Raw genomic sequence first — 13,728 nt, forward strand, 5'->3', positions numbered from 1 at the left:
ATCACCGGTCCAGCGGCGCCGGACGCACCCGAACAGCGGCACGGGAAGCGATGACTGAAACGGCGGTGAAGGCACCGGCCGCCATGATTCCGGCCAGGACCACAATCTGGAACCTCCCGGCTTCAAGGGGTGAAACGCCGCCGAAGATCGCCCCGACGAAAGCACCTGGAAGAGTTACCAGCCCCGTGGTCTTCGTTTGGTCAATGGAGGGAATCAACGCTGAATAGACGGCGCGACGGGCCAACTCCAACGTTGACCGGCGAGGTGTTGCACCCAGGGCCAACCACCCTTCCACTTCCTCCCAATGATCAGTGACGGCCTCCGAGAAACGGCGACCCGCCAGAGTCGCCGTGGTCATGGCGTTGCCGATGATGATGCCACCCATCGCCAATGCATAACGTGGAGTCAGCTCAACCGCGCCAGTCGCGAAGATGATGCCGAGCGTCACGGCGACGCCCAGACCCATGGATCCCCCAACGAGGCCAAGGGTTTTCCAACTCCACCCGATACGCCGGGCAGCAGTCGTCGCAGCCACAGCGAACATGACCAGCAGTGCCAGCGCCACGAAGCCGGGACTTGAGATGACACCGCTGAGGATGACGCTGATAGCCGCCAACTGAATCGTCCCCCGCACGATCGCCAACGCTGGCGCCCACCTGTAAGGCACTTTATAGGCGGTCAGCACTGCCGCGGTCAGGATCACGAGGAGGCCGACACCCAGCAAGGTCGGCCCCAAGGCCTCGATCGTCGTCATCCGGTCAGCCTATCGAGGACATGCAAAATGCTGCCCGGATTGCTCTGTCACGGCGTCGACCCGGGCTACACCGGACAGCTCAGGAATTTTCCATTGCCGGAGAGCTTCAAACGACGTAGCTCGCCCGTGGCTGTGGTCCCAGTGTTTTGCAACGCCGTCACCTGAACGTCGACTTCAGGGTTGTGGCCGTCAAGGATGGCGGCGGCGAAGATAGGACTACTAGGTGTCAAATTCAATGTCGCAGACGGAGGCAGCACCGGAATGGAGACGTAGACGCTGCTGGTGCTCATCTTGCCGCCGACGGTCATCACTGTGGGGGAACTCAGCCCGGCGGTGCTTATCCGGACAGTACTTGTGGTGATCTGCGTGCAGGTCAACGTCAATACGACAGGCGCGCTGGGAGTTGGGGTTGGTGTGGGGGTCGGCGTGGGCGTTGGCGTTGAAACGGCGGCTCGAACCGTCATGGTTGCGTTGGAGCTCTGCTCCCACAACCCGAATGCGGACGTTCCGCCGATGCCCACCAATACGGTCAGGCAGAAAAGGCCAACCGCCCAGGCTTTGGCCGAGGGGCCAGTTCCCTGCTTCACGCAGACTGCCTTTCCTTTCGCGAGCTCCGTGCTTCCCGGAGCATGGTGAACCCACCGTAACCGATCAAGCCCGCCGCGCCCACAGCCAGCCACAGTGAGCGGTCGCTGTTGCCCAAGGCGTTCGCGACGAACCCCACGAACGGCACCGCGTACAGCAACTTACCGCGCACCTGGATCTCACGAACGGGCTCGGGATCCGCGACGTCGTTGTTGTCGCCTTTGGTGGTAACTGTCTTCTCGCCCGTCTGCAGGAACCCGAAACCAATGATCCTGTGCGTGATCACACCAGGCTTGCCCGACTCGATCTGGTACGTAATCACGTCGGCGAGCTTCAGTTCGTCAAAGTCGGCTGCCTGCGAAACGAGGAACGTGCCCGGTGCGTACTTTGGTGCCATGGAGTTGGTCAGCACGGAATACGTTTGCGAGCCGGTCACCTTCGGCACCATGATCAGCACCGTGACGGCCAGGAGCGCAAGCGAAAGAAGTACGACGCCGAGTACCCGGCCGATGCGGCCAAGTAACCGGCCGCTGGAAGAACCTTCTGCGGAAAGCGGCCCGGTTTCCTTCAGTTCCCTGTTTTCGGGTTCGGCAAGGATAGGCGCGTCGGCGAGAGGTTCACCAAATGCACCGGTGCTGGACGATTCGGTGTCAACCGTTGTTTCCAGCACCAGCTCATCAAGGCTATTGCGATCAACGAGGCTACTAGGCGCAACCATTGGGAACCCCACATTTCTGACGAGCGAATAGCGGAAGAGTAATCGAGACGGAGTTTCCTTCGACGCTGGAAGGTGCGGCAGCGTCCAAGGTCACCTTGAAGCAGAGTGTGGCGGTGGCACCTTTGGCGATTGCCGGCGTCGTAAATCCTGCCCCGGTCAAAGGCTGATAGCCACTGGCCGATGAGCATGCGGTGCTCGATGCAGCGCTGGCGGCACTCACAGTGAGATAGCCGGCCAAGGCGCCGCCGGATACGTTGCTGATGGTAGGTGCCGTAGCGGTGACGGTGATGTCGAAGACTCCTCCGGCGTCACTGGCGTTTCCGATTCCTATGGACGTGTAAACGGAGCCGCCGCGGACCAAGTCCGCCAAAGGCGCCTGTGCCGTGGTCAGTGCCAACGTTGTCGCTTGGTCGTTGACGGTCATGGGCACCGAGGACGCGGAAGGGTTCCCTGTCAGGTTGACGGTAAAACTGGATGCTTTGACCGTGCCCGGCTGGGCAACAGCGGTAGCGGACCAGAGTGCGTACGTACCTTGAACGGCCATGAGCCCCAGGAGCACGGCAGCGACCATAAGGCCAGCCGTCTTGATGCTGCTGGGGATTCTCATCGACACTCCTGTGAAGTTGTTGCGGGGTAGGACTACTGGAGGCCGGACTGCTGGACCTGTGTCAGGGTGAAGGTTACGTTGCCCAGGTTCCTGCTTGCGTTGACGTCCGCGCGGGCTGAGGTGCTGGACTTGAATTCGAAGGTGATGCTCGCCGTTACATGCTGCGAAGTGGTGAGCGGGTTGGCGATGACGTCCCCGTCAGCGTCCGTCAGCTTGGGCGAGGTAACCGTGACGTTGGAGGGATCGAATCCTGCGCCTGCGCCGGTGTTGGCGGCAACGAGGTTGGCTGCCATCTTGTCGCCGGTGAGGGTGACGTCCAGATCCTGTGTGTAGGTCAGGAGATCGCCGGGAACTACCAGGTACGTGGCGAGGTTGACCGGGTTGCCTGCGCGGTCGGTCCAAACGCCGGTTGCGGCCTGGACGTTCAAGTTGCCAGCCACGATGGTGCCTGCTGCTGCGGAATCCGAAGCATTCCACCAAGCAAGTGTTCCTCCGCCACCCAGGAGCAGTGATCCACCGAGTGCGATTGCCGCTGCGCCTTTGAGCATTGTCTTGTTTTTCATAGTGAGACCTTCTTTCGTATCGTCATGGCTTTCTGCCCTGCGATTACTTTCGCGGTCTCAGATCAAGGGTCCATGCGGCGCTGGCTCAAGGTTGGATCAAGTTTTTCCGGGTTTGAAACCGAAGATGTTGCAGCCCCGAAATAATCCGTAAAGGTGTTTGTAATCTCGTAAAAATATGCTTGACGCACTGAGGGAATCTGCCCAGTGTGGGAATGTACTCAACCATTGAAGGGGCGGCGCTGATTACGATGCACATCAAGGAATTCTGGAATCAACTTTCACCGGAAACGCAGCAATGGCTTATCGATAATCCGGGAAGCATGATCATCCCGCGCACCCAAACGGCCATCCTGAACAATGAGACGGGAGAGAATAGCCCTGTCGACGGGCACGGAGGCACGCTGCTCACGGAAGAGGACCGGGACTTCATCCGCGCCCAGGCCAGGCGCATCGAGCCGAAGTAAGCTGCCGCCGTCGAGCCTTAACGCCCTGGTGCTTTAGCGCTTCCTGGCCGCCAGGCCGAACAGCCACGTCCCGCCCAGGGCGGAAAGGTATCCGGCAACCACAATGAATGCAGTCCCGGCCCAGAAGTAGTCAACGGTGCTGTCCGGGCTGAGTCCCGGCATTACCTGGAGCAGAGAGTAGCCGGCGACGATAGCTGCCACGAGCAAGGCAACGGCAGTCAACCATACCCATAGCCGTGATGCTGCCCAATGCTCGCCGTAGCCCTTCCAAACATTCCAGCCGCTGCCGCTGCGAAGGATCAGCCAGCCAGCCGGCAGCATGACGGCGCCCACCACCAAGAAGGCGGCTACGACGTCAGACGGCCGATGCCATTGGTTGATGAGCGTTGACACGCCGGTGGCCACGGCGAAGGTGCTGCCGAGGAAGCCTGCCAGGGGTCGCCAGCGGGGCGAGACCATGAGGAATACCGCCGCAGCAGCAGACGCCGCCAACGTTGTGTGGCCCGACGGCAGTGAGTTCAGTTCAAGTGTTTGGACGCCGCGATCGGGCCTGTCCGGGATAAACAACTTCAATACCTGCGTGGCCAGGTTGGCGGCAATGCAAGCGGCCACGGCAATTCCGGCGGCAGTCCAACGGCGACGCGCCACAGTCACGAAGAGCACCACGATGATAGCGATCGCCAGTGACAGGATGGGCAGCATATCCAGGAATTTGGTGGACGCCCTGCCCGCAGATCCGCTGAGTTCGGTGGCCTCAACCAATGCCGATTCGTCGATGAACTGACCCATAGTGGTCCGCACGAAGAAGTAGTACGTGAGGACCAAGCCCAGAATGCTGGCCATGGTAGCCAAGGCGAAAAGCAGCCCTGTACCGACGCCGGGCTTGCGACCTTGTGCTGACCGGCCAGAGGACATGGCTATGGGGCGGGACTGCTGGGAACTCATTGAATCAAGACTGCCACAGTTCGCTGGAAGGCTCATGTGAACGTGCTTCCCGCGAGGCGTCCATATCAAATAAGGTGCCTTATGGTCAAGGGTAGATGAGCCTATTCTTAACGTATGGAACCTACTACAGGCCTGATGCTGGCTTTGCTGGCTGTGATTGTCTGGCTGGGGATCACCATTGTGCCGCTGGTGCTGTTGGCTCCGTCGCATTCCCAAGAGGAAGATGGGGCCTCGACCCATCGGAAGGGTCGGCGTGACGGCCGCAGGAGGGCGTTTTCGGGAGCACGGCCGGTCTTCTCACACTCATCCGCGAGCACTCGATCGCTGCGGCATCCTCGCATCCAGCACTGAAACCTCGTCCAGCACTGAAACGCCAGCCGGCGGTGAGTCCTCAGCTGGCCGCGCGTCGCCGTCCGGCCGCGGGTCCCCAGCCGGCCACGGGCCGGAAGAAGTAAAGTGGCGCCGCCTTTGGCGGTCACGCAGCCACCGCTCTACGCTGCCCATGGCGCGCGTCGCCGTAGCCCAGTAGGCCACACCCACCAGCAATGACGCCGCGAGGGCCAACCCTTTGTGGGTCTGTTCAAAGAGCGGATACACCAGCCAGTGCGTGACGTAGATATACAGTGATGCGCTGGCCAGCAGAGCCGTGATGCGGTGTAGGCCGCGCGGCACGGGCAAGGTAGGAATCCAGAGAAGGATGAGGAAACCTACCAGGATGGTCGCGCTGCGGTGTTCGTTGCTGAAGGACCCGGGGATCGTGAGTAGGGCGAAAGCGGTCATCGCAGCGCGTTGCCACCACATCCGCGATACAGCCGCAGCCCATCCGAAGGCGAACAACCATAAGACAGGCCCTTGGCCGGGGTAGGGCAGCTCGATGATGTCGAAGCGCTGCAGGAGGTCGATGGCGGCCAAGGCGAGTGGAAATGCCCATGGCCATCTGCGTGCCGCGCGGTCCACGGCGGGGATAGCCAGCAGGAGAGCCAGTCCGATGAGGATGTGAACCAGCACTTCAACGAACCAGAAGCGGGACATATCCGTCCACCCTTGGGGACCAACGATCGAGTTCAACAAGAACACGTTGTGCCAGCCGTAGTCGTCAGTCACGGCAAAAGCGATGCCGATGACCAGGACGCTGGGTACGACGATCCGCACGACAGCACGCAACTGCCGCCGGAGCCGTTCCCGCCGCGATCCCGTTAGTTGGAAGCGGGCAAAGTTATAGCCTGCCACTGCCATCAGCACGTGGGCGGTGCCTTCCCAGGAGAAGAACTTGATGTGCGTGGCCACGATGAAAATGATGGCCACCGCCCGCAGCACGATCCCTGTCTCCATGCGCGCTGACAGTTTTCCCCGCCAGTTCCTTAGAAGACCAGTGGCCTGCGCATCTTCATGGGCTGGAGGGGCTGCGGCTTCCGGTGCCGGGACAAGCTCGCAAATGGGCATGAGGTGCCACCCTTGCGGGATGCGGCCAAGGGCCCGCTCAAGCCGGACCGACGCCGCCACGTAGGAGAGCGAATCTCCACCGAGGGAAACGAAGCTGTCAGTCTCCGTGATGTCGGGGCGTTCCAGGACTTCTGCAAAGATCTCGAGCACAGTCTCTGTCCCCGGTTTTTCTGTCCTGGCGTGGGTCTCCGGCTGCTCTGGCTCAGTCTGCGCAGACAAAGCGAGGATGGCCGGGTAGTCAGGCTTCCCATTACCGAGCCGTGGAATGTCGGGCACGGCATGCAGTTCAACGGCCGCACGAGGGACGCCCAGGTCCTGCGCAAGGCTCTTGGCCACCAAGGCTAGATCGTGGTGGCCTTCCACTGCTACAACCACTACGTCGTCTGAACCAGTGGCAGCGGCGGTCAGGGCCAGATCTGCAAGGAGTCGCTCAACACGTCCCAGGTCAACGCGGAGCCCAACGATCTTCACGAAGCGGCTGCGCCTGCCCACAATCTCATAGAGATCATTAGGTCCCAGCCGGGCAAGGTCACCGGTGCGGAGCTCGGTGATTTCCCGGCCAAGGGCCAGGTCTTCGGGCTTCTCGGCGTATCCCAGCATGACGTTTGGCCCGGTGTAGACGAGCTCCCAGTCATCCAGGCCCGGCACTGGTTCGAGCCGGAATTCTCCTCCGGGAATCGCGACGCCAATGGCATGCGGGTGCTCCCCCGCCAGATCCGGTGGCAAGTACGCCATGCGGGCTGTGGCCTCGGTCTGCCCGTACATGACGAAAAGGTCCCAACCGCGCTCGCGGCCCAACTCTGCATAGGATCGAACGCGTGCGGGAGCCAGGCGACCTCCAGCCTGGGTGATGTAGCGCAGGCTCGGAACATCCATGTGCTCGAATCCCACACGGTCCAGAAGCTCGAAAGTGTAGGGGACGGCAGCGAACGAGGTCACGCCCTCGGTACGGACCATGTCCCAAAAACATGGGTCAACTACGGAGAGGTCCGTCAACGCCAAAGATGCGCCCACCAGCAAATGGCTGTTCACCACGCTCATCCCGTAGCAGTAGGAGAGGGGAAGTGTTGTGGCGGCTGTATCGCTGGGGCGCAGGTGCAGGTATTGTGCGATGGCCTCTGCGTTCGCCTCGATGGAAGCCGCGGAAAGGCGAACGAGTTTCGGCGAGCCTGTGGAGCCTGACGTGCTCACCAAAAGTGCGAGATCCGGGTGCAGTTGGTGTGCTGTCTGGTGGCGGCGGACGTCCAGGACGGGCTCGCCGTTGGAGGACCGGGCAATGATGTCTGGATCGTAGGCGGCGATGAGTGTTTCGGCTGCTTTTCCGCCACCGGCGGGCAGGATCAGCAGCGGATGGCCCGATGCCAGGGCCGCGAGATACACCGTTAGAGAGGGCAAAGTGTTGTCAGCTTCAAGGGCAACCAGGCGGCGCTCAGGGCCGAGTTGGCGCGCCATGTCCTCTACACGCGCGGCAAGGTCGCGGTAGCTGATGGAGTGCTCGCCTGTGCTGATGGCGGTGTGGTCGCCGAACGACGCCAGGTTGGTGGCGAACGAGATTCGGGCAACATCCGGTTGGGTAGTCACGAAAGACTATGTAACAAGGTAAACCTAACCTAACTCAACTGGATAATGCCTTGGCGAAGAATCATGACGCTGCTCCGGGCCTCCGGTTAGGGCCGGGCGGTGGGGTGAGGTTGGTGCAACATTCCCGTGACGATTGACACGTGTTAGGTAGCAGGAATAGGCTACCTGACACGTGTTAGGGAAGGAAATCTACATGCCGGGAACCAACGGGGCTTTGCGACAATTCACACGCAGAACAGCCCTCACAGCCCTCGGTGCCGGGATAGTCGGAGCAACAGCGGCGTCGTGGCCGCGATTGACCGGGACAGATATTCCTGGCCGGGGAGACAACAGCCTCAGTATCGCCATCATGGGCACCGCCGCAGACGCCGCCGCCCGGCAGAAGGTCATCGACGCCTTCGCCAAGGTCCACCCCGAGATCAAGGTCAAGGTCCAAGCCATCCAGGCCGTGGACTGGAAGGACTTCTTCACCAAGATTCTCACGATGGTCGCTGCAGGCACACCGCCGGACGTTGTGTACGTGGCCACTGAAGGTGCCCAGCTCTTCGCCGAGAAACTGGCCCATCCGCTGGACGAGTACCTGCGCCGCGACGCCGACCACATGAAGGAGTACTTCGAAGACGTCCACCCCAGCCTGGTGGAAGCCTTCATGTACAAAGGCAGCCTGTTCCAGCTCCCCATCGACTGGAACGCCGCCAACATGTACTACAACACCGCGTCACTCCGTCAGGCCGGCTTGGAACGCCCCGCCGACGACTGGACGCACATGGACTTCCGCAGCACCCTCGCTGCGATGAAGAAGGCCAAGCCGCAGGACTTCACGCCGTACTACTGGACCAACCGCCTCTTCGGTGGAGTGGTGCCGTGGCTCTACGCCAACGAGACCAGCTTCCTCAAGGAAACCAAGTCCACCGGCGGCGAATGGCTCTGGGACGGTTTCTACGCCAACGATCCCTCGCGCAGCCTCCGCTCCGGCGGCTACCAGTGGCTCGAACCCAACGCGGACGACCCCCGCGTCTTCGAATCCTTCGACTACCTCCGCGGCCTGGTCAAGGACGGACTTGGTGTCCGGCCAGAGGAAGGTGGCGGTGGCGCACTGATCGGTCTCTTCGCCTCCAACAGGATCGGTACGACGCCGGCGGGCGGCTATTGGGTACAAGGCCTCCACGAGGCGGGGATGACAGAGAACGACTTCGACGTCCAGTTCTTCCCGAAATGGCGGACCCAGCGCCACCAATTCGGCACGGCAGGCTATGCGATCATGAAGACCGCCAAGGACAAGGACGCAGCCTGGGAATGGGTGAAGTTCAGCTCCAGCAAAGAGGCCATGCAGATCGTGTTCCCCACACCGAACACCACTCCCGCACGCCGATCCATGGTCAACGAGAAACTCTATGCCGGCACCGGTCCACGGAACTGGAAAGTCTTCTACGAGACCCTGGACAAGTTCCCCACCACGGGTCCCATTCCGGCACCACCCCAGCAGGCCGCCGTCGAAACGGCCCTCATGAAAAACGTATCCCTGGCTGTCAGCGGGGACGAGCGCCAACTCAAGCAGGCCCTCGAATCAATGCAGCGCGATCTTGAACTGGCCCTGAGGAGGCAGCCATGAGCACCGCAACCAGTACCCCCACCGGGACCGGGAAGCAGCCGGGCCGTCAAGCCACCCACAAGCACAGCCAGCCCTCCAAGCGTGGCCGCGTTCAACAGCGCTGGCTGCCATGGGCTTTCCTTGCCCCGACCATCGTGGGCATGGGCATCTTCACCCTGCTGCCGATCGTCGCGTCCTTGGCGCTCGCCTTCTTCCGCTGGGACATCATCTCCGCGCCGACGTTCGTGGGCTTCGACAACTTCGCCGAGGTAGTCCAGGATCCGACCGTCCGCGTCTCGTTCCTTAACACCATCGTGTTCGTCGTCGTGGCCGTGGCCCTCCAGCTGGGACTCGCCCTGGGACTGGCGATCATGGTGCAGGAGAAGCTCCCAGCCTGGCTGAGAGTGTTCTTCCGCTCCGCCTTCTTCTTCCCGCTGATCCTGTCCGCAGCCTCGGTGTCCATCTTCATGCGCTATCTGTTCAACGAGCAGTTTGGCGTGGTGAACTGGCTGCTCTCGCTCGTCGGCGTCCCAGCGGTACCTTGGCTGACGACGCCAGGTGGGTCGGCCGCCGTCGTAATCCTTGTGTATGTATGGCAGAACTTCGGTTTCTCCTTCCTGCTGTTCATTGGTGGGCTGGCCTCAATCCCGGTGGAGACGTACGAAGCCGCTTCGATCGATGGCGCCACCGGCTGGCGCAAGCACGTCTACGTGACGCTGCCCCTGCTGAGCCCCACCACCTTGGTGGCCTCGGTGATGGCCATTATCAACGCCCTGCAGGTGTTCGATCAGCCCTACGTGCTCACACGCGGCGGGCCCGGTGACTCGACGCGTACCGCCGTCATGGTGATCTTCGAGTCCGCGTTCCAACGCCTGGAATTCGGGCAGGCCTCGGCGATCGGTGTGATCCTGACGCTCATCATCATGGCCATTACAGCCGCTCAGTTCCGGCTCAGCAAACGATTCGTCTTCTACCAGTAAGGCCCGCCATGACTCTCATTTCAGAACGTGTTGAAACCACGGCGCCTGTGGCTATGCGCAGGAAGCGCGACTGGTCAGTTGTCGGACGTGTCGCTGCCTTGCTGATCGCGGCTGTCTTTGTCCTGGGCCCCGTTCTCTGGACGCTGTCCACCTCGCTGCGTCCGCCGTCGGAATCCTTCAAGCTGCCACCGGCGTTCCTGCCCCTGAACCCGGATCTGGCGTCCTACCAGCAGGTGTTCAAGCAACTGAACATCGTGGGACTGGTGCTGAACAGTGCCCTGGTCACCGGGCTGATCGCCGTCGGGCAGATGCTCACAGCAGCCCTTGCCGGTTACGCCTTCGCGCACCTTCGTTTTAGGGGACGGGGCGCGTTGTTCTCCATCGTGCTGGCCACCATGATGGTGCCCGCCCAGGTGACGATCGTGCCGGTGTTCATGCTGATCCGTGGTGTCGGGCTCTCGGACACGCTGCTCGCCCTGATCATTCCGGCCATCCCGACGGCGTTCGGCACCTTCCTGATGCGCCAGTACTTCCTGGGGTTGCCCAGTGAGCTCGCTGAAGCGGCTGCCATCGACGGCGCCTCGCCGTGGCGTACCTTCCGCTCCGTGTACGCACCGCTGGCTGTGCCGGGCCTGGCGATCGTGGGCATCCTGGCGTTCAACTTCCACTGGAACGAGTTCTTCAGGCCACTCATCATGACCATCTCCGAGCAAAACTTCACGCTGCCCTTGGGCCTGGTGTCGCTGCAGGGCAACCTGGGCACCGGAAGCATCTCCGTGGTGCTGGCAGGCGTCGTCCTCTCCATGATTCCCGCACTGGTGGTGTTCATGTTCGGCCAGCGCGCACTGCAGGACGGACTCACCGCTGGAACGGGCAAGTAACTTCTCTTATTGAAAGGGTTCCAATTGATGGACCTTGCAGTTTCTGATGCCCTGTTGTCTGCTTCGACGCACCCGGATCCGGCCTTCCCCCGCTTCCACGCGCGCCCGGCCCAAGGCTGGATCAACGATCCCAACGGCATCAGCTACATCAACGGCCGGTACCACGTCTTCTTCCAATACAACCCCTCGTCTGCGCGGCACTCACAGATCAACTGGGGGCATGTGAGTTCTGCGGATTTGGTCCATTGGGAAGAACACCCCGTCGCGCTTTCGCCCCAGCCGGGCGGTCCCGATTCCGCTGGCTGCTGGACTGGTGTGGTGACCTCTGATGGTGGTGTGCCGACCGCTTGCTATTCCGGTGTCCAGGACCACGGCGGCCATTCGCAGGTGGTGATTGCCCGTGGTTCGGCCGATCTGGTGACTTGGGAGCAGACCGGTCACGTTGCTGCGTCCATGCCTTCGGATCCTCTGGTCACAGCTGTGCGCGATCCGTTCATCTTCCACTTCAATGGTGCTCGGTACGCCATCCAGGGAGCGGGTCTATCTGACGGGCGCGCCGCTTTGCTGCTGTACACGGTGGAGTCCCTTGACGACTGGAAGTACGAGGGCATCTGGCTAACCTCTGCTGATCCCGTGGCTGCAGTTCACACGCCGGCCGAGATTTGGGAGTGCCCGCAGCTGGTGCAGGTGCCTTCTTCCTCCGGGGCCGCTGCATGGGTGATGATGTTCTCGCTCTGGCTCTCCGGCGACGACCACGAGCACGCCAACGGGGTTGGGCACCTGATCGGTTCCCTGGCTTCGGATCCTGTCTCCGGGTTGCCTGTGTTTGTGGCGTCCTCCGGTGGGAAATCGGATCTCGGGCGCGACTTCTATGCGCCGCAGGTTGTCCAGCTCTCTTATGCTTCCTTTGCTTCTTCGCCTGCTGCGTTGTTGTGGGGGTGGGCTAACGAAGGTCCGGGTCGGGATGGTCGCCGGGGTCGCACCCAGGAAGAAATCGACGACGCCGGATGGTCGGGCGTGCTGACACATCCTCGCGTTCTGTCCGTGGTTGACGGGGCACTGGCTGTTTCCCCGGCGCCCGAGGTGTTGGCGTACAGGGGTGCTGCCCTTGCTGCGGATGCTGCGGGCTCGGTGGTGGTTCCAGCGTTTGCCGAGGTGCTCGTGACGGGTGGTGCTGTGCCTTCGGGTGCAGAGTCTTCTGGTGCTGAGTCATCCGGCGTTGTGGAGCTGGTGCTCGTTTCGGCTTCAGATGGCTCCGGGGACAACCGGCAAGTGATCTACTCGGGTTCATTGGCTCCAGGGGAGGAGCTCCGGATCTTCATCGATGCTTCCCTGGTGGAGGTCTACCGCACGGGTTCGGTGGCGACGACGCTTCGCGCCTACCCTGCGGCCGGCGAGGAGTGGCAGCTCACCCTGCCCGCCGGCGCAACTGCCAACGCGTGGGAGTTGACGCTCCCCGAGTAGGCGGCAGGCCGTCGTCGTGCGTTGTGGGCCTGGTCTGCATTCAGCTGTCAATCGAGGCCATGTTGGCTTCGTCATGGCGTTCGCCCGCGGCTGGTTGGAGCGAGTTCAGCCGCTCCACTTGATGGTCCGTGAGTTTGATGCCAGCGGCGGCCGTGTTTTCCTCGACCCGTGAAACACGACGGGTTCCGGGGATCGGGGCGATGTCGTCGCCTCGCGTCAGTAGCCAGGCGAGGGCAGTTTGTGCTGGGGTGGCTCCGATCTCGGCACCGATTGCCTTCACTTCCTCGACGATCGCGAGATTCCGGTGGAAGTTCGCGCCCGTGAAGCGTGGGTTGGTCTTGCGCCAGTCGTCGTCGGCGAAGTCATCCACCGAGCGGATTTGACCGGTCAGCAGGCCGTGACCAAGCGGTGAATAGGGGACGAAGCCAATGCCGAGTTCACGCAGCAGTGGCAAGATCTCCTCCTCCACATCACGGCTCCACAGCGAGTACTCCGTCTGCAATGCAGTGACCGGCTGGACATCGTGTGCCCTGCGGATGGTCTCCGGCGAGGCTTCTGACAGCCCGAAGTGCAGGACTTTGCCCTCAGTGATCAGGTCCACCACGGCGCCTGCAGTTTCTTCGATCGGCGTAGTCTTGTCGACGCGGTGCTGGTAGTAGAGGTCAATGTGATCTGTGCCGAGGCGCTTGAGGGAGCCTTCCACCGCGGCTTTCACATTGGCAGCGCTGCTGTCCGTGACTCCAGGGCCGCCGTCGACGTGGGATACCAAGCCGAACTTCGTCGCGATCTTGACCTGGTCGCGACGTCCCTTGATCGCCTGGCCGACAATCTCCTCGCTCAGGAATGGCCCGTAGATCTCGGCCGTGTCGATGTGGGTGACCCCGAGATCAAGAGCGCGATGGATGGTGCGGATCGACTCCGCGTTATCCAGCGAGCCTTCGCTGGTGTAGATGCCCGCCATGGTCATGGCTCCGAGTCCGATGGCGGAGACTTCCAGGCCTCCGAGGCGTGCGGTCTTCATAGTATTTGTGGTCCTTTTGTTGTGTGGGCTGGCTCGTTGTCGTCCCGTTGACGTGATAGATCCAGTAAAGGAGTACCTGCGAACGGGAGGCAGGCCCGCCTTATAGGGTTAATAAGCGGGCCCCTCTACGG

13 protein-coding genes are annotated in these 13,728 nt (G+C 61.9%); 5 read left to right on the top strand and 8 right to left on the bottom strand.

The window, feature by feature from the left end; genetic code table 11:
- Position 1: 1 nt before the first annotated feature.
- From AC1DCM_RS23110 to AC1DCM_RS23130, 5 genes are all read right to left on the bottom strand, one after another.
- The gene (locus AC1DCM_RS23110; protein ID WP_477519861.1) at positions 2 to 754 is read right to left on the bottom strand and encodes an ABC transporter permease; all 753 of its coding nucleotides are present in this window, start codon (positions 752 to 754) and stop codon (positions 2 to 4) included.
- 65 nt (positions 755 to 819) lie between these two features.
- Positions 820 to 1,341, bottom strand: a complete 522-nt coding sequence (locus AC1DCM_RS23115) for a hypothetical protein (RefSeq protein WP_477519862.1) — start codon at positions 1,339 to 1,341, stop codon at positions 820 to 822.
- Complete coding sequence (locus AC1DCM_RS23120; protein WP_477519863.1) at positions 1,338 to 2,057, bottom strand: signal peptidase I; 720 nt, start codon at positions 2,055 to 2,057, stop codon at positions 1,338 to 1,340. The genes AC1DCM_RS23115 and AC1DCM_RS23120 overlap by 4 nt, the downstream gene beginning before the upstream one ends.
- The gene (locus AC1DCM_RS23125; RefSeq protein WP_477519864.1) at positions 2,044 to 2,664 is read right to left on the bottom strand and encodes a SipW-dependent-type signal peptide-containing protein; all 621 of its coding nucleotides are present in this window, start codon (positions 2,662 to 2,664) and stop codon (positions 2,044 to 2,046) included. Before AC1DCM_RS23125 ends, AC1DCM_RS23120 begins: the two co-directional genes overlap by 14 nt.
- A gap of 32 nt (positions 2,665 to 2,696) precedes the next feature.
- Entirely contained in the window at positions 2,697 to 3,227 is a 531-nt protein-coding gene (locus AC1DCM_RS23130; protein WP_477519865.1) for an alternate-type signal peptide domain-containing protein, read from the bottom strand.
- Positions 3,228 to 3,439: 212 nt separating this feature from the next.
- Between AC1DCM_RS23130 and AC1DCM_RS23135 the strand changes: the two genes are divergently transcribed.
- On the top strand, positions 3,440 to 3,691 hold the full coding sequence (locus tag AC1DCM_RS23135) for a hypothetical protein (protein ID WP_477519877.1): 252 nt from the start codon (positions 3,440 to 3,442) through the stop codon (positions 3,689 to 3,691).
- 33 nt (positions 3,692 to 3,724) lie between these two features.
- On the opposite strand, the gene AC1DCM_RS23140 is transcribed toward AC1DCM_RS23135, so the two are convergent.
- Together AC1DCM_RS23140 and AC1DCM_RS23145 are read right to left on the bottom strand one after the other, a co-directional pair.
- Positions 3,725 to 4,636, bottom strand: coding sequence for a phosphatase PAP2 family protein (locus tag AC1DCM_RS23140; protein ID WP_477519866.1), 912 nt, complete (start codon positions 4,634 to 4,636; stop codon positions 3,725 to 3,727).
- A 303-nt stretch (positions 4,637 to 4,939) separates the two neighbouring features.
- The gene (locus AC1DCM_RS23145) at positions 4,940 to 7,660 is read right to left on the bottom strand and encodes an AMP-binding protein (RefSeq protein ID WP_477519867.1); all 2,721 of its coding nucleotides are present in this window, start codon (positions 7,658 to 7,660) and stop codon (positions 4,940 to 4,942) included.
- Between the two features lie 193 nt (positions 7,661 to 7,853).
- Here AC1DCM_RS23145 and AC1DCM_RS23150 point away from each other — a divergent pair, with 193 nt between their 5' ends.
- The 4 genes from AC1DCM_RS23150 to AC1DCM_RS23165 are packed head-to-tail and all read left to right on the top strand — an operon-like array spanning position 7,854 to position 12,576.
- The gene (locus tag AC1DCM_RS23150; protein ID WP_442016517.1) at positions 7,854 to 9,272 is read left to right on the top strand and encodes an extracellular solute-binding protein; all 1,419 of its coding nucleotides are present in this window, start codon (positions 7,854 to 7,856) and stop codon (positions 9,270 to 9,272) included.
- Positions 9,269 to 10,231 (top strand): carbohydrate ABC transporter permease, encoded by a 963-nt coding sequence (locus AC1DCM_RS23155; protein ID WP_477519868.1) that lies wholly within the window; start codon positions 9,269 to 9,271, stop codon positions 10,229 to 10,231. The genes AC1DCM_RS23150 and AC1DCM_RS23155 overlap by 4 nt, the downstream gene beginning before the upstream one ends.
- A gap of 8 nt (positions 10,232 to 10,239) precedes the next feature.
- Positions 10,240 to 11,112, top strand: a complete 873-nt coding sequence (locus AC1DCM_RS23160; protein ID WP_477519869.1) for a carbohydrate ABC transporter permease — start codon at positions 10,240 to 10,242, stop codon at positions 11,110 to 11,112.
- A gap of 24 nt (positions 11,113 to 11,136) precedes the next feature.
- On the top strand, positions 11,137 to 12,576 hold the full coding sequence (locus AC1DCM_RS23165) for a glycoside hydrolase family 32 protein (RefSeq protein WP_477519870.1): 1,440 nt from the start codon (positions 11,137 to 11,139) through the stop codon (positions 12,574 to 12,576).
- Between the two features lie 40 nt (positions 12,577 to 12,616).
- Here the strand turns inward: AC1DCM_RS23165 and AC1DCM_RS23170 are convergent, their stop codons facing one another.
- Complete coding sequence (locus AC1DCM_RS23170) at positions 12,617 to 13,597, bottom strand: aldo/keto reductase (protein WP_477519871.1); 981 nt, start codon at positions 13,595 to 13,597, stop codon at positions 12,617 to 12,619.
- Between the last annotated feature and the right edge of the window lie 131 nt (positions 13,598 to 13,728).

The sequence above is a fragment of the Paenarthrobacter sp. 10N417 genome, assembly GCF_056394745.1.

Coding starts and splice junctions, on each gene's coding strand:
- AC1DCM_RS23120 (WP_477519863.1), bottom strand. CDS start 2,057: ATGGTTGCGCCTAGTAGCCTCGTTGATCGCAATAGCCTTGATGAGCTG.
- AC1DCM_RS23140 (WP_477519866.1), bottom strand. CDS start 4,636: ATGAGTTCCCAGCAGTCCCGCCCCATAGCCATGTCCTCTGGCCGGTCA.
- AC1DCM_RS23155 (WP_477519868.1), top strand. CDS start 9,269: ATGAGCACCGCAACCAGTACCCCCACCGGGACCGGGAAGCAGCCGGGC.
- AC1DCM_RS23160 (WP_477519869.1), top strand. CDS start 10,240: ATGACTCTCATTTCAGAACGTGTTGAAACCACGGCGCCTGTGGCTATG.
- AC1DCM_RS23130 (WP_477519865.1), bottom strand. CDS start 3,227: ATGAAAAACAAGACAATGCTCAAAGGCGCAGCGGCAATCGCACTCGGT.
- AC1DCM_RS23135 (WP_477519877.1), top strand. CDS start 3,440: ATGTACTCAACCATTGAAGGGGCGGCGCTGATTACGATGCACATCAAG.
- AC1DCM_RS23170 (WP_477519871.1), bottom strand. CDS start 13,597: ATGAAGACCGCACGCCTCGGAGGCCTGGAAGTCTCCGCCATCGGACTC.
- AC1DCM_RS23110 (WP_477519861.1), bottom strand. CDS start 754: ATGACGACGATCGAGGCCTTGGGGCCGACCTTGCTGGGTGTCGGCCTC.
- AC1DCM_RS23150 (WP_442016517.1), top strand. CDS start 7,854: ATGCCGGGAACCAACGGGGCTTTGCGACAATTCACACGCAGAACAGCC.
- AC1DCM_RS23125 (WP_477519864.1), bottom strand. CDS start 2,664: ATGAGAATCCCCAGCAGCATCAAGACGGCTGGCCTTATGGTCGCTGCC.